Origin of the sequence: Klebsiella sp. KTE92 (genome assembly GCF_000398905.1) — a bacterium.
In the GTDB taxonomy this organism is placed as follows: Bacteria; Pseudomonadota; Gammaproteobacteria; order Enterobacterales; family Enterobacteriaceae; genus Klebsiella; species Klebsiella variicola.
In genome coordinates this window covers 3,501,160-3,515,577 of the sequence record NZ_KB976100.1, presented here as the reverse complement: position 1 = coordinate 3,515,577, position 14,418 = coordinate 3,501,160, and the positions used below count along the sequence as shown (strand labels likewise).

The following is a 14,418-nucleotide window of genomic DNA, read 5'->3' as shown; positions in this document are numbered from 1 at the left end:
TTCACGGCTGCTGCATCACGTTCAGCAGCGTATCCAGCAGGCCGGGAAAACGGGCGTCCAGATCTTCCCGGCGCAGCGAAATCATGTTCTCCCGTCCCTGAGGCCGTTGCCAGATCACACCGCTGTCGCGCAGGACGCGCCAGTGGTGGGTCATGGTGGACTTGGCCACCTCTTCCTGGCGCAGAGCGTTGCAGCTCAGCTCGCTGCCGTCGGCCAGCGTGCGGATGATCTCCAGTCGCAGTGGGTTACCGAGCGCGGAAAGGACATTTTCCAGGCGAATTTGTTCTCGTTCGGGGTGATTGGCGATCATAATAATCCTGTGTCGGCGGTGGCGCGGCGCATGGCAGCCGCAGCCCATATCGGCGGCTGGCGGCTACTATACCCAAACTCCGGTTCTGATGCCACGCGCGCCGCCGCAACCTGACCAATCGTAATAATAGCAAAAATAGTTCGAATATACTCGTACAGTTGTACTATGATAGGCGGCAGTTAAATGAACTGCGGATCATTCCGACCGCAGACTGACAGTCAAAACGACTAAGGACGCATCATGCCCCGACCCATCCCCCTCGAACGTTATCGCAACATCGGTATCTCCGCGCATATCGATGCCGGTAAAACCACCACCACCGAGCGCATCCTGTTTTACACCGGGATGAGCCATAAGCTGGGTGAAGTACACGATGGCGCGGCAACCACCGACTGGATGGCCCAGGAGCAGGAGCGCGGGATCACCATTACCTCGGCGGCGGTAAGCTGCTTCTGGCCGGGTATGGACCGCAGCTTCGAGCCGCACCGGATCAATATCATCGACACCCCGGGGCACGTGGATTTCACCATTGAGGTGGAACGTTCCATGCGCGTGCTCGACGGCGCGGTGATGGTGTATGACTCCGTCGGTGGGGTGCAGCCCCAGTCGGAAACCGTCTGGCGCCAGGCAAATAAATACCACGTTCCGCGGCTGGCCTTCGTCAACAAGATGGACCGCCCCGGCGCGGACTTCTTCCGCGTGGTGCAGATGATGATCGACCGCCTGAAGGCTAACCCGGTGCCGATTGTGATCCCCATTGGCGCCGAAGAGCATTTCACCGGCGTTGTCGATCTGGTGAAAATGCGCGCCATCCTGTGGGATGACGCCACCCAGGGCATGACCTTCAGCTATGGGCCTGTCCCTGACGATCTGCTGGCGACGGCACAACAGTGGCGGGAGAAAATGGTCTCGGCGGCGGCTGAAGCCAGCGATGAGCTGATGGATAAATACCTGGAAACCGGTGAGCTGGACGAGGCGGAGATCGTTGCCGGTCTGCGCCAGCGCACGGTGAAGGGGGAAATCCAGGCGGTGCTCTGCGGGAGCGCCTTTAAAAACAAAGGCGTGCAGCGCATGCTCGATGCGGTGGTGGAGCTGATGCCGTCGCCGCTGGATATTCCGGCGATACAAGGCGTTGATGAGAAAGGCCAGCCGGCGGAACGCCATCCGAGCGACGATGAGCCGCTGTCGGCGCTGGCGTTTAAACTGATGACCGACCCCTACGTCGGCCAGCTGACCTTTATCCGCGTCTACTCCGGGACGCTGAAGAAAGGCGATGCGGTGTGGAACCCGGTGAAGGGCAAGAAAGAGCGCATCGGGCGTATCGTGCTGATGCAGGCCAACGACCGCCACGAAGTTGACGAACTGCACGCCGGGGATATCGCGGCCTGCGTCGGTCTGAAGGATGTGACCACCGGTGATACGCTGTGCGATCCGGATGCGATCATTACCCTCGAACGGATGGAGTTTCCGGAGCCAGTGATTTCGCTGGCCATCGAGCCGAAGACCAAAGCGGATCAGGAGAAAATGGGCATCGCGCTGCAGCGGCTGGCGGCGGAAGATCCGTCGTTCCGTCTACATACCGATGAAGAGTCCGGCCAGACGATTATCTCCGGCATGGGCGAGCTGCATCTGGAGATCATTGTCGACCGGATGAAGCGCGAGTTTGGCGTCGAGGCCAACATTGGTCGTCCGCAGGTCACCTACCGCGAAACCCTGCGCAAGAAAGTGATGGACGTGGAAGGCAAATTTGTGCGCCAGTCCGGCGGCAAAGGGCAGTACGGGCACGTTGTGCTGACCCTGGAGCCGCTGGAGCCGGGCAGCGGTTTCGTCTTCGAGGACGCCACCAAAGGCGGCGTGGTGCCACGCGAGTACATCCCTTCCGTGGAGAAAGGGCTGCGCGAAGCGATGGGCACCGGCGTGCTGGCGGGTTATCCGGTGGTTGACGTGAAAGCGACCCTGACCTTCGGGTCGTACCACGACGTGGACTCCTCGGAGATGGCGTTCCGCATGGCGGCGATCTTTGGCTTCCGGGAAGGCGCGCGCAAAGCGGATCCGGTGATCCTTGAGCCGGTGATGCACGTCGAGGTGGAGACGCCGGAAGAGTACGCCGGGAATATTATGGGCGATCTCTCTTCCCGTCGGGGGATGGTGCAGGGGATGGAAGAGCGCTTCGGCAGCCAGATCATCCGCGCCGACGTGCCGCTGGCGGAGATGTTTGGTTATTCCACCACGCTGCGCTCGATGTCTCAGGGACGGGCAACCTACAGCATGGAGTTCCACCATTACGCGGAAGCGCCGCGTAATGTGGCGGATGAAATCATCGCCAGCCGCGCGAAAAGCTAAGCAACGTTCCCGGGTGCGACACGAGGCGTCTTACCCGGGCTACGAGTCCAGCCATCGTTTGTAGCCCGGGTAAGGCGTTAGCCGCAACCCGGGAATGTCAGCCAATCAGACAATATCCTGTGCGTATTGCCACAGCGCCTTCACCTGCGCCAGCTTCTCTTTATCATCCGCATACTGCTGATACAGTTTGTAGCCCGGGTAAGGCGTTAGCCGCAACCCGGGAATTTCAGCCAATCAGACAATATCCTGTGCGTATTGCCACAGCGCCTTCAACTGCGCCAGCTTCTCTTTATCATCCGCATACTGCTGATACAGCATCTGCAGCTCATCGGCATAGGCCTGCAAAAACTCTGGCGTAAACACCTGACGACGGTGCTCTAACCAGCGCTGCTGCTCATGTTCATCGAGCGTGCCGGGGAAGTTGCGCGCCCGATAGTTAAACAGCAGGCGTTCGATACGCTTATCGGCGAAGGTAATATCCAGCGCCGGCAGATTGCGCGGTTCGGTTTCCAGCACGATTTTCATCGCCGCGCGGTCGGCATCGCTAAAGAACCCATTGTAAAGCTGGGCGTCGACGTTTTCGGACGGCACGAACGGCTCGGCTTCGGCATAGACCGCCACCACTTTCTCCCGCACCTGCGGATTCGCCCGCAGCAGCTGGGCATTCTCCAGACAGCGCTGAATGGAGATCCTCAGCCGGTCGGCATCCAGCGGGCGCAGGGTATTGGCCTGAGCCAGCACCGGACATTTATTGAGATGCACCAGCTTGATCGGCGCCGCCGGCAGATCGCCAAGCTCGGCGCGCGGGGTGTAAAGCCGCTCGCGCAGGGCATCGGCGTCGAGCTCCAGCAGCGGCGCCATATCGCCCGCCAGATCGACCATAATCACCGCATTGCGGTTTTCCGGATGCCAGGCCAGGGGCGCCACCAGGCTGGTGTTGCCGCGCGCGGCGCCAAACATGCCGGAGACATGCACCAGCGGTTTCATCTGCGGCACGTCGATGAGCGTCGCCAGCTTGCGCTTATTGCGGTGGCTGTAGAGATAATCAAACAGCCGCGGCTGCCGGGTTTTCACCAGCTTCGCCATGGCGATGGTGGCGTACACATCGGCCATCGCGTCATGGGCGTTCTGGTGTTCAATACCGTTGGCGACGGTCAGATGTTCAAGCCGGAAGCTGGGCAAACCCTCGTCATTCTCCGGCCAGGTGATCCCTTCCGGACGCAGGGCATAGCAGGCGCGCATCACGTCGAGCAGATCCCAGCGCGAGTTATCGTGCTGCCAGCTCCAGGCATAAGGGTCATAGAAGTTGCGATAAAAGATATTCCGCGTCACTTCGTCATCAAAGCGCACGTTGTTATAGCCGACGATGCAGGTTTGCGGCACCGTGAACAGATCGTGGATGCGGCGGGCAAACGCGGCCTCATTATCCCCTTTGGCCAGCGCTTCCTGCGGGGTGATCCCGGTGATCATCACCGCCTGCGGCTGCGGCAGATAATCGTCAGCGGGCTTGCAGTAAAACACCTCGGGCTCGCCGATCACGTTCAGCTCCGCGTCGGTGCGGATGGCGGCGAACTGCGCCGGCCGGTCGAGGGAAGGGCTGGTGCCGAAGGTTTCATAATCGTGGAATAAAAATCCGGGCTGGTTGACGCTATCTTGCATAGTCTGTTCATTATCCGTGGTGGCGTGCGACCGGTATGGTAAACGATTTGCCCGGTCATCAGAAGGGTAACGGCAAGCAACTTCCTCTGCTGTGTCATATTTTCTTGCAATTAAACCCTGATATGAAACGCGAAGTTCCGTAAAAAGGACGGCGGATCTGTAAATCTAGAGGATATGCCGTTGAAAGGCCGTTTGTTTATTGCTGTATCTTTGCTCGCTTCGAGCGTTTCCTGCGCATTTGCCGTCGACTTCCCTGCTACGGTCGCGCCACCGGCTATTCAGGCTGGCTCCTGGGTGCTGATGGATTACACCACCGGTCAGGTCCTGACCGCGGGTAACGAACATCAGCAGCGCAATCCTGCCAGTCTGACCAAACTGATGACCGGCTACGTGGTCGACCGCGCCATCGACAGCCATCGTATCACCTTTGACGACATCGTCACCGTGGGTAAAGACGCCTGGGCGAAGGGCAACCCGGTGTTCGACGGGTCATCCCTGATGTTCTTAAAACCAGGGGATCGGGTCAGCGTCCGCGACCTCAGCCGTGGGCTGATTGTCGACTCGGGTAACGACGCCTGCGTCGCGCTGGCCGACTATGTCGCCGGCGGCCAGCCGCAGTTTGTCGCCCTGATGAATCAGTATGTCGAAAAACTGCACCTGCGGGACACCCATTTCGAAACCGTCCACGGCCTCGACGCTCCGGGCCAGCACAGTTCGGCCTATGACCTCGCGGTGCTGTCGCGGGCGATTATTCATGGCGAACCTGACGTCTACCACATGTACAGCCAGAAAAGCCTGACGTGGAACGGGATCACCCAGCAAAACCGTAACGGTCTGCTGTGGGATAAAACCATGAACGTCGATGGCCTGAAAACGGGCCACACCTCGGGCGCCGGGTTCAACCTGATCGCCTCGGCGGTGGATGGCCAGCGCCGGCTGATCGCCGTGGTGATGGGGGCGGACAGTCCGAAAGGCCGCGAGCAGCAGGCCGCTAAACTACTGCACTGGGGGCAGCAGAACTTTGACACCGTGCAGGTGCTGCAGAAAGGCCAGAAGGTCGGCACCGAACGCATCTGGTACGGCGATAAAGAGCAGATTAAGCTCGGCACCGATCAGGATTTCTGGTTAGCGCTGCCGAAGGCGGAAGTGTCGCGGATTAAAGCGAAATATGTGCTGGATAAGAAGGATCTGGAGGCGCCGATCGCCGCCAACCAGCGGGTCGGCGAGATTTCGCTGTATGACGGCGACAAGGTGGTGGGGCACTATCCGCTGGTCACCCTCGAAAGCATCAATAAAGGCGGGGTGTTCTCGCGAATGAGCGATTACCTGCACCACGAGCTGTAACCATGATAACCGCCTCTTTGCAGGCGGTTTTTTTTCGTCTGTCGCTCCTGCTGGCGGGGCGCCTGTTTTTTCAGCAGTGTGATGGCGACTCTGTGAATTCGCGCACATACTGAGGGGGGATCTCCTGTTAAATTAACTGTATATTCATACAGTCATTTATCTCCAAAGGAGGCAAGATGAACTACAGCATCACCACCCTCGGCAAGAAAACCATTGCCGGTTTCCATCTGGTCGGGCCCTGGGATCAAACGGTCAAGCAGGGGTTTGAGCAACTGATGATGTGGGTTGAGAACCATCAGGTGCCCGCCCGTGAATGGCTTGCCGTCTACTACGATAACCCGGAGGAAGTGCCGGCGGAAAAACTGCGCTGCGCCACCGTGGTCGCCGTTGACGAGGATTACGTCATTCCCGCCAACAGCGAAGGGGTGATACTGGCGGCGATTGCCGGCGGGGATTACGCCTGCGCCCGCGCGCGGGTGGTGGATTACGATTTTGCCACCCCGTGGATGCAGTTTTTCGACAGCCTGCTGCAGAGCACAACGTATCGCGTGGCCCCCAGGCCCTGTTTTGAGATCTATCTCAACGACGGCAACCACGACGGCTACTGGGATATCGACATGTATGTCCCCGTTGAGCGCGTAGCGTCGTAGCGGTTTACCCCTGTTCCGGACAAGGATTTTTACATTCCCGGCACGCTCCGGGCGAAAAAGCAGTTACAATTGGCCTTTTCGTTTTGCCGGAGAGGGTTGTGCGCGCTGATAAATCACTCAAGCCATTTGAGATCCGCTTGTATCGCCATTATCGGGTGGTGCATGGCGTGCGGATTGCGCTGGCCTTTGTGCTCACTTTTTTGCTGGTGCGGCTGCTGAACGTGCCTGAGGGGACCTGGCCTCTCATCACCCTGGTGGTGGTGATGGGTCCGATCTCCTTCTGGGGCAACGTCGTGCCGCGGGCGTTTCAGCGCATCGGCGGCACGATCCTCGGCTCGGCGCTGGGGCTGGTGGCGCTGAAGCTTGAGCTCATCTCCCTGCCGCTGATGGTCCTCTGGTGCGCGGCGGCGATGTTCCTCTGCGGCTGGCTGGCGCTGGGCAAGAAACCCTATCAGGCACTGCTGATCGGCATTACCCTGTCGGTGGTGGTCGGGGCGCCGCCTGGCGATATGCATACCGCGCTGTGGCGAAGCGGCGACGTGATCTTCGGCTCGCTGCTGGCGATGCTGTTTACCGGTATCTGGCCGCAGCGGGCGTTCATCCACTGGCGCATCCAGATGGCCAGCTATGTCACCAACTTTAACCGCCTCTACCAGGCCGGCTTCTCGCCAAATCTGGTGGATCGGCCGCGGCTGGAAAAGCATCTCCAACAGGCGCTGAACGACGTCGTCAAAATGCGCGGGCTGATCACCCCCGCCAGCAAAGAGACGCACATCCAGAAGGCGATCTTCGAGGCTATCCAGACCGTCAGCCGCAACCTCGTCTGCATGCTGGAGCTGCAGATCAACGCCTGGTGGGCCACCCGTCCGGGTCATTTTGTGATGCTCAATGCGCACACCCTGCGGGAGACGCAGCAGATGACCCAGCAGACGCTGTTGGCCATCGCCCACGCCTTGTATGAAGGGAACCCTCAGCCTGTGCGCGCCAACAATGAAAAGCTGAATGAGATCGTCCTCGAACTGCGCCAGCTGATGAAAGAGCAGGGGGACGACAGCCTGGCGGAAACCCCAATTCATGGCTATGTTTGGCTCTCGATTGAACTGGCGCGTCAGCTGGAGCTGCTGTCGCATCTGATCTGCCGCGCGTTGCGCAAATAAGCACCAGATGCACCGGGTAACTGCATGGGTTGTTTCGATTCAGCAGCGTTTAGGGTTATGATAAACGCAAAGGAAAAAACATTGTCATCAGCGACTGCTAGCAGTTATGTTAGCCCTATAACGCAGTCGCTTTACGAATCCGAATCTCAATTATTAGGGGTGTAAAAATGGAAACAACTAAGCCTTCTTTCCAGGACGTACTGGAGTTTGTTCGTCTGTACCGTCGTAAGAACAAACTGCAGCGTGAAATTCAGGACGTTGAGAAAAAGATCCGTGATAACCAGAAGCGTGTTCTGCTGCTGGACAACCTCAGCGACTACATCAAACCGGGCATGAGCGTGGAAGCTATCCAGGGCATCATCGCCAGCATGAAGAGCGATTACGAAGATCGCGTTGATGATTACATCATCAAAAATGCCGAGCTGTCCAAAGAGCGCCGCGACATCTCCAAAAAACTGAAAGTGATGGGCGAAGCCAAAGTCGAAGGCTAATCCCTGCCGGTCCGGCGGCGATCGACGTCGCCGGGCTGTTCTGCTTTACCTCCCCATTCGTCTCTTTTTCTGCAAAACTTTGTCCCGGCAACTGACTCTCCTCACCGACTCTTTGCTATACTGCCCCGCGAAAACGTATTGATATCGGAAAGGTTTCTCTCATCCTGGCCGGGCATCTGACGCAGCGGCGTCAGAGCGATATCTCAACACCTCTCACCTCTCCGACGATCGATTCGCCAGAAGACAAACTCAGGTGCTGACCGGGCGCGACCGAACTCTTCCGCTGCTTTCGCCGACAGGAGTCAACCTCACGTGATTAAGTCATTCTTTGCTGCACTCTCGTTTATCAGCCGCCTGCCGGTCCCGGCGCGGTTATCTCAGGGCCTGGAGATCGAACAGTACCAGCGCAGTATCGTCACCTTTCCGCTGGTCGGTTTACTGCTCGGCGCCATCGCCGGCGCAGTGGCGCTCCTCCTGCAGCCGTGGTGCGGCGTCCCGCTGGCGGCGCTGTTCGGCGTGCTGGCGCTGGCGCTGCTCACCGGCGGATTTCACCTTGACGGGCTGGCTGATACCTGCGACGGCATCTTCTCCGCCCGCACCCGCGATCGGATGCTGGAGATCATGCGCGACAGCCGGCTGGGCACCCACGGCGGGCTGGCGCTGATCTTCGTGCTGGTGGCGAAAGTGCTGGTGGTCGGCGAGCTGCTGCTGCGCGATACCCACCCCATCGCCGCGCTGGCGGCGGCCTGCGCCGTCGGTCGCGGAATGGCGGTGCTGCTGATGTATCGTCATCGCTACGCGCGGGAAAAGGGGCTGGGCAATCTGTTTATTGGCAAAGTTAGCCTGCAGCAGACGCTGGTGACGATGGCGATGGGGGTAGCGCTGGCCACCGTCCTGCTGGGGCTGCAGGGCCTGCGCGCCGCGCTGATCACCCTGGTGCTGATCTGGGGTCTGGGATGGGCGCTGAAGCGAACCCTCGGCGGGCAGACCGGGGATACTCTCGGGGCGGCGATTGAGCTGGGTGAATTACTCTTTTTACTGGCGCTGCTGTAAGGCCTGGCGCCAACGATGAGGAACAGAATGGAAACACTTTCTGCGTTACTGGCTGCCATTCCGCAGCCCGATGTGGCGGGCATGGCGCGCGCTCAGCAGCATATTGATGGCCTGTTAAAGCCGCCCGGTAGCCTTGGCCGTCTGGAGACGCTGGCCGTGCAACTGGCTGGTCTGCCGGGGCTGCAGGGGCAGCTGGCGCTGGCGGAGAAGGCGATAGTGGTCATGTGCGCCGACCATGGCGTCTGGCATGAAGGCGTGACGCCTTCGCCGCAGGTGGTGACGGCCATTCATGCCGGCAATATGGTGCGGGGCAACACCGGCGTCTGCGTGCTGGCGGCGCAGGCCGGGGCCAGGGTGCAGGTGGTGGATGTCGGCATCGATGCCGACCCGCTGCCGGGCCTGATTAACCTCAAGGTGGCCCGCGGTAGCGGGAATATCGCCCGGACGGCGGCGATGAGTCGCCAGCAGGCGGAGACGGTGCTGCTGGCCAGCATGCATCTCACCCGCCAGCTCGCCGCCGACGGGGTGAAAGTTTTTGGCGTCGGCGAACTGGGAATGGCCAATACCACCCCGGCCGCAGCCGTGATCAGTGTCCTGACGGGCAGCGATCCTGACGCCGTGGTGGGCTGTGGGGCCAATCTGCCGCTGGCGCAGCGGGGCCATAAGGTGGCGGTGGTGCGCCAGGCGATAGCCCTTAACCAGCCGAACCCGGAAGAGGGGCTGGATGTCCTGGCGAAGGTGGGCGGTTACGATCTGGTGGGCATGACCGGGGTGATCCTCGGGGCGGCCTCCTGTGGCCTGCCGGTGGTGCTGGATGGCTTCCTCTCCTATGCCTCTGCCCTGGCGGCGTGTCGCATGGCCCCGGCGGCGCATCCTTATCTTGTCCCTTCGCACTTGTCGGCGGAGAAAGGGGCGCAGATCGCCCTGGACGCGCTGGGTCTGCGGCCGTATTTCGATATGGACATGCGCCTGGGAGAGGGCAGCGGCGCCGCGCTGGCCATGCACCTGCTGGATGCCGCCAGCGTGATGTACAACCAGATGGGAACGCTGGCGCAGAGCAACATTGTACTGCCCGATACCGCGCCCTCGTCCTGATGGTAGAGCGCATCGTCTCCACGATGGGGGGACGATGCGCTGCGTTTACAGCGCCTGCTGCCAGACCGCCTGGGGCAGGAGGTAAACCTGCGCCGGGGCGCGCATGCCGTCGGTGACAATATGGCGGATGCCGCTGGCCATCACCGCCAGGGTGACGTCAAAAGCGTTCAGGCTGTCGCCGAAGCCCGCGGTCAGGTTGAGCATCGAACCATTGGCCAGCAGATAGATGGTTTTGTCGGCCATGCGGTAGGCGTTGATATACGGCATCACCTCTTCCTGAGGGTACTGGCGCAGGTACTCGCCGTCGATCTCTTCCGCCACGTGGCCGACGTTAAGGATAAAGACTCCCGCTTTCGCGCGGTCCAGCGCCTGGCGATTAACCACGTTTTTCCCGCCTGTCGCCGTGGCCACCACGTCCGCCGAGGCGATAGCCTCCTGCAGATCCACCACGTGCCAGCCGTCGTAGGCCGCCTGCAGACGACGGGCAGGATCGATCTCCGCCACCATCACCTGACCGCCAAAGGCTTTTGCCGCCGCCGCGACGCCCTGGCCGACCAGGCCGTAGCCGATCACCAGCACTTTTTTCTCATGCAGGGTGAGATGAGTGGTCTGGAAGAAGGTGTGCCAGGCGGTGAGACCGACCATATGGCGGTTGTGCAGCCCCTCTTTGACCGGCAGATCGTCCCAGTTAAAGATCGGATAGCCTGGCTGAATATCGCCCAGCCGATTGACGCCCGAGCCAGTGGCTTCCAGACCCGCCACGATGTTACCAAACTCGCCGCGCTGGTGGAGCAGGGTGGTGATATCGGCGCCCATCTCGCACAGGTGAGTGGGCTGCCAGGCAATCGCTTTTTCCCATGACTGTTGCCAGTCGGCGTCGCTCATATTGCGCCACGCGCAGGCATCGGCGCCGCGCTCCACCAGCCAGGCCACCACGTCGTCCTGCACGGTGGTGGGGTTACAGGTGGTTAAAAAGACCTGAGCGCCCTTGTCGAGGATCCCCTGCACCAGCGGGATCATTTTCATGTCGAGGTGCATACAGCAGGCCAGGCGCACGCCGCTGAGGTCGGGCAGGGCGGCGACCTGACGCAGGGTACGCGGCATATTCTGACTGGCCCATGCCACTTCTTTCACTAAAGAGATTTTATTATTCACTGGGTTATGACCTTCAGTTCGCAAAAGGGGTATCCCCCTGACAGAAAAGGGATTCTATCAGCCCACGCGAGAATTCACAGCCCTGTGCCCTCTGGACGATATTGCCCACGCTATCCCCCTGTGAAATACATGGTTGTTAATGTAAGGTTAAAAAAAGAAAATAAAATATAAGTAATTCCTATGACCTAAGCGATAAAGCGATGTTGAGTGTCATTTCTGCGGGGCTGTTTTCACGGCTGCGGATTTTCCTTGGGCGCCTGAAGCCGCACGCGCTGCCGGTGGCCCGCCGGCATATCGTGCTGGGATCCATTGGCGCCGGCACCGGGCTGGCGGTGACCAGCATGTTCAGCCACTGGCTGCTCGGCGAAGTCAATTTGTGGTTTATTGCCCCCATGGGCGCGTCGGCGGTGCTGTTATTTGGCGTGCCGAGCAGCCCGCTGGCGCAGCCGTGGTCGATTGTCGGCGGTAATGTGCTGTCGGCGCTGATCGGCGTCACGGTGGGCATACTGGTTCCCGACCCGGCGCTGGCCTGTGGGCTGGCGGCCGCGCTGGCGATCGCCGGGATGTATTTTCTGCGCTGCCTGCATCCCCCCGGCGGCGCGGTGGCCCTGACGGCGATCCTCGGCGGCGCCGGGGTGCACAGCGAAGGCTATCACTTTGTGCTGACGCCGGTGCTGCTCAACTCGCTGATGCTGGCGCTGCTGGCCATCGCGTTTAATAACCTGGTTGGCCGCCGCTATCCGCATCCGCTGGCGGCGGAGGAGGTCAAGCCCCGGGCGGTGCCACTGGGCATCTCGGTCACCCGGGAGGATATTCACGCCGCGCTGCTGGAAGGCCAGTTCCTCGACATTGATGAAGACGATGTCCAGGAACTGCTGGAGAATATCGAGCAGCAGGCGCGCCAGCGCATCGCGACGGCTGCCCGCCGCTAAGAGTGCGCTTCGGGCTGCGGGTTACAGATCGCCGGTAAGATACTGCGCGACCCCGCGGCCAAAGCTCCAGTCACCTTTCTGATTACTGATAATCGACACCATCACATCATCGCCGCTCAGGCCGCAGTGCTCCGCCAGCTCCTCCTGCAACAGGGCGAAGAAGCGTTGCTTCTGCGCCTCGCTGCGCGGGCTGGTATAGACCCGCACCACCACCAGATCCCGCGTGCGGGTCAGTCCGAGGCCGGTATCGTCAATCACCATATGGTGGGCTTTGTTTTCGTGAACAATCTGGTAGCGGTCGCGTTCCGGTACCTCGAAGGCACGCAGCACGGCGCGATGGGCGGCATCCAGCAGGGTTCTGATCTCCTGTTCCGTACGGCCTTCAATCAGGTCAAATGTCAGTAATGGCATGCAGGTGTTCCTTATCGTTAGGGAATAATGACGGGCTGAACAGGATGCTAGCCGATGCCGTCGCGGGCAAAAACCGCTATAGTTGAATACATTGTTTTTACTGGTGAACAATCACATGAGCGAGAGTCGTCCGGAGAGTTACTGGGCCCATCTGTACTGGCTGACGGTGCTGGAAGAGCAAAAAAGCTATACCCGGGCCGCGGAAAAGCTGGGGATCAGCAAGTCGGCTATCAGCCAGAAAATCAGCGAGCTGGAGCGGGTGACTGGCAAAACCCTGGTCCATCGCACTACCCGCAGCGTGAGCCTCAGCGAAGACGGACTGCGGCTGGTGGCGGAACTCAACGAGCCGTTTGGTCAGTTGCGGGATATTTTCACCGGCGCCTGCGATGAGGGCGGGCCGCTGCGGGGAACGCTGCGCCTGACCGCGCCGGTGGCCTTTTCCCGCCAGCAGCTGGTCCCGGCGATCGCGCCGTTTTTGCATCAGCATCCCCAGCTGCATTTGCAGCTGGAGGTGACCGACCGGCTGGTCTCTCTGGCCAGCGAAGGGTTCGATCTTGCCATCCGCCACTGTCGGCGCGAGGCGCTCCCGGACACCCACGTCGCCTGGCCGCTGTGTCACACCGCGACGCTGATCGTCGCGTCCGCCGACTATATTCGCCGCCATGGCCGCCCGGAGACCCCCGACGATCTGCGCCAACACCAGTGCCTGACCTATCCCCGTGGGCCACAGCGCCCGCAGTGGACGTTCGCCTCCCGCCAGGCGCCCGATGAACGGGTGACCATCAATGTGCAGGGGCCCTTCGCCACGAATAACAGCGAGTCGCTACGCGATGCCGTGCTGGCGGGGCTTGGGGTGGCGCTGCTGCCGGATTTCAGCGCCCGGGAGGCCATCGGTCGCGGGCTGGTGCAGGAGCTGCTCCCGGCGTGGCAGCCGGTGGAGGTGTTTGCCGATAAGCTGTACGTCATCCGGCCCTATACCCCGCGCGTGTCGCGCGCGGTGGAAACCTTCAGCCGCTACCTGAAAGCGACCTTCAGCGAGCCGCGTCCAGCTCCCGCGCCAGCGCCTCGCTAAAGCGGGGAAGCAGATGGCGCTCGCCGGGAAGCCGCTGCGCGAGGGTGACGGTTTTGTCGGCGCAATAGACCCGCTCGCTGCCGAGCTGCGCTTCAAAGGCGTTCGCCGCCTGATGCGCCGCGCTCAGATCGGCGTCAATAAGGATCACCGCATGAGCCAGCACCACGTGGCCGCGGCCTGCCGTCAGCGGCCGCCAGTACTGGGCGGTACCGACAATCTTGCGCGCCGCCTCGCCCTCCCCGCAGGCGAGGTTATACCGGCCATCGCAAAAGGAACCGTTTACCGCCCGGGCGTGGCTGGCAACGCCGAAGCGCGCGAGGGTACGCTGCAGCACCGCGCACAGCGAGTGATAGATGGGTTCGGCGGCCTCGCCGAGCGACTGCTGCAGCGGCCAGGCGAGGCTAAGGTTGATAATTCCCGGCCCCTGAGGCACCAGACCGCCCCCGGAGCGGCGGAGCCATACCGGCCAGCCGCGCGCGGCAAAATGCGCGCTGACCGCCGGCAGATCCGCAAACTGACGATAGCTCCCCGGCACCACAAATCCCTGCGGCGCCTGCCAGAGCTGGGCGACGGCTTCCCCGGCGCAGGCTTTGGCAAACAGCGGCTGTTCCGCCTGGGTGGGGTCCTCGCAAAACTGCAGCGCCAGCGAGGAGGGGGTAAAACGGCGAGGCCAGCAGTCGGCCAGCGATAACAGAGACATGCATTCTCCTTACCGGAGGGCGCGGGTCACGCCCTCCGCTGGTGGG

Annotated in this window: 15 protein-coding genes; 9 read left to right on the top strand and 6 right to left on the bottom strand. The window is 61.1% G+C overall.

The genetic code is table 11. The annotated features are described in order from the left end of the window. Window position 1: 1 nt before the first annotated feature. A complete protein-coding gene (locus A1WC_RS08870) occupies window positions 2-310 on the bottom strand; it encodes an ArsR/SmtB family transcription factor (protein WP_008804136.1) in 309 nt (102 codons plus the stop codon). A gap of 240 nt (window positions 311-550) precedes the next feature. Between A1WC_RS08870 and fusA the strand changes: the two genes are divergently transcribed. Beyond that, the gene (gene fusA / locus A1WC_RS08875) at window positions 551-2,653 is read left to right on the top strand and encodes an elongation factor G (protein ID WP_016161446.1); all 2,103 of its coding nucleotides are present in this window, start codon (window positions 551-553) and stop codon (window positions 2,651-2,653) included. A gap of 105 nt (window positions 2,654-2,758) precedes the next feature. Here the strand turns inward: fusA and A1WC_RS28405 are convergent, their stop codons facing one another. Both A1WC_RS28405 and sbcB read right to left on the bottom strand, forming a co-directional pair. Continuing rightward, window positions 2,759-2,887 carry a hypothetical protein gene (locus A1WC_RS28405; protein WP_267283333.1) on the bottom strand — a complete coding sequence of 43 codons (129 nt, stop codon included), beginning with the start codon at window positions 2,885-2,887 and terminating at the stop codon, window positions 2,759-2,761. Beyond that, entirely contained in the window at window positions 2,888-4,312 is a 1,425-nt protein-coding gene (sbcB, locus tag A1WC_RS08880; RefSeq protein ID WP_016161445.1) for an exodeoxyribonuclease I, read from the bottom strand. A gap of 180 nt (window positions 4,313-4,492) precedes the next feature. Between sbcB and dacD the strand changes: the two genes are divergently transcribed. From dacD to cobT, 6 genes are all read left to right on the top strand, one after another. Further along, the gene (gene dacD / locus A1WC_RS08885; RefSeq protein WP_016161444.1) at window positions 4,493-5,656 is read left to right on the top strand and encodes a serine-type D-Ala-D-Ala carboxypeptidase DacD; all 1,164 of its coding nucleotides are present in this window, start codon (window positions 4,493-4,495) and stop codon (window positions 5,654-5,656) included. Window positions 5,657-5,832: 176 nt separating this feature from the next. Then, entirely contained in the window at window positions 5,833-6,306 is a 474-nt protein-coding gene (gene sbmC / locus A1WC_RS08890; RefSeq protein WP_016161443.1) for a DNA gyrase inhibitor SbmC, read from the top strand. Window positions 6,307-6,404: 98 nt separating this feature from the next. Continuing rightward, window positions 6,405-7,463, top strand: coding sequence for an FUSC family protein (locus A1WC_RS08895; RefSeq protein ID WP_004203544.1), 1,059 nt, complete (start codon window positions 6,405-6,407; stop codon window positions 7,461-7,463). Between the two features lie 167 nt (window positions 7,464-7,630). After that, the gene (locus tag A1WC_RS08900) at window positions 7,631-7,954 is read left to right on the top strand and encodes a DUF496 family protein (RefSeq protein WP_002911883.1); all 324 of its coding nucleotides are present in this window, start codon (window positions 7,631-7,633) and stop codon (window positions 7,952-7,954) included. 312 nt (window positions 7,955-8,266) lie between these two features. Further along, window positions 8,267-9,007, top strand: a complete 741-nt coding sequence (gene cobS, locus A1WC_RS08905; protein ID WP_008804142.1) for an adenosylcobinamide-GDP ribazoletransferase — start codon at window positions 8,267-8,269, stop codon at window positions 9,005-9,007. 27 nt (window positions 9,008-9,034) lie between these two features. Beyond that, a complete protein-coding gene (cobT, locus tag A1WC_RS08910) occupies window positions 9,035-10,102 on the top strand; it encodes a nicotinate-nucleotide--dimethylbenzimidazole phosphoribosyltransferase (RefSeq protein ID WP_016161442.1) in 1,068 nt (355 codons plus the stop codon). 45 nt (window positions 10,103-10,147) lie between these two features. Here cobT and A1WC_RS08915 read toward each other — a convergent pair whose 3' ends face one another. Then, window positions 10,148-11,257: an adenosylhomocysteinase gene (locus A1WC_RS08915; RefSeq protein ID WP_016161441.1), complete on the bottom strand. Its 1,110-nt coding sequence runs from the start codon at window positions 11,255-11,257 to the stop codon at window positions 10,148-10,150. 200 nt (window positions 11,258-11,457) lie between these two features. On the opposite strand from A1WC_RS08915, the gene A1WC_RS08920 reads away from it, so the two are divergent. Beyond that, window positions 11,458-12,189 carry an HPP family protein gene (locus A1WC_RS08920; RefSeq protein ID WP_016161440.1) on the top strand — a complete coding sequence of 244 codons (732 nt, stop codon included), beginning with the start codon at window positions 11,458-11,460 and terminating at the stop codon, window positions 12,187-12,189. 21 nt (window positions 12,190-12,210) lie between these two features. On the opposite strand, the gene A1WC_RS08925 is transcribed toward A1WC_RS08920, so the two are convergent. Beyond that, entirely contained in the window at window positions 12,211-12,600 is a 390-nt protein-coding gene (locus A1WC_RS08925) for a tautomerase family protein (protein ID WP_008804146.1), read from the bottom strand. Between the two features lie 115 nt (window positions 12,601-12,715). On the opposite strand from A1WC_RS08925, the gene A1WC_RS08930 reads away from it, so the two are divergent. After that, window positions 12,716-13,672: a LysR family transcriptional regulator gene (locus A1WC_RS08930; protein ID WP_016161439.1), complete on the top strand. Its 957-nt coding sequence runs from the start codon at window positions 12,716-12,718 to the stop codon at window positions 13,670-13,672. Here A1WC_RS08930 and A1WC_RS08935 read toward each other — a convergent pair. Continuing rightward, window positions 13,632-14,372 (bottom strand): lipoyl protein ligase domain-containing protein, encoded by a 741-nt coding sequence (locus tag A1WC_RS08935; RefSeq protein ID WP_016161438.1) that lies wholly within the window; start codon window positions 14,370-14,372, stop codon window positions 13,632-13,634. The genes A1WC_RS08930 and A1WC_RS08935 overlap by 41 nt on opposite strands. Window positions 14,373-14,418: the final 46 nt, after the last annotated feature.

Coding starts and splice junctions, on each gene's coding strand:
- cobT (WP_016161442.1), top strand. CDS start 9,035: ATGGAAACACTTTCTGCGTTACTGGCTGCCATTCCGCAGCCCGATGTG.
- A1WC_RS08870 (WP_008804136.1), bottom strand. CDS start 310: ATGATCGCCAATCACCCCGAACGAGAACAAATTCGCCTGGAAAATGTC.
- A1WC_RS08900 (WP_002911883.1), top strand. CDS start 7,631: ATGGAAACAACTAAGCCTTCTTTCCAGGACGTACTGGAGTTTGTTCGT.
- A1WC_RS08920 (WP_016161440.1), top strand. CDS start 11,458: ATGTTGAGTGTCATTTCTGCGGGGCTGTTTTCACGGCTGCGGATTTTC.
- A1WC_RS08935 (WP_016161438.1), bottom strand. CDS start 14,372: ATGTCTCTGTTATCGCTGGCCGACTGCTGGCCTCGCCGTTTTACCCCC.
- A1WC_RS08930 (WP_016161439.1), top strand. CDS start 12,716: ATGAGCGAGAGTCGTCCGGAGAGTTACTGGGCCCATCTGTACTGGCTG.
- fusA (WP_016161446.1), top strand. CDS start 551: ATGCCCCGACCCATCCCCCTCGAACGTTATCGCAACATCGGTATCTCC.
- A1WC_RS08925 (WP_008804146.1), bottom strand. CDS start 12,600: ATGCCATTACTGACATTTGACCTGATTGAAGGCCGTACGGAACAGGAG.
- sbcB (WP_016161445.1), bottom strand. CDS start 4,312: ATGCAAGATAGCGTCAACCAGCCCGGATTTTTATTCCACGATTATGAA.
- sbmC (WP_016161443.1), top strand. CDS start 5,833: ATGAACTACAGCATCACCACCCTCGGCAAGAAAACCATTGCCGGTTTC.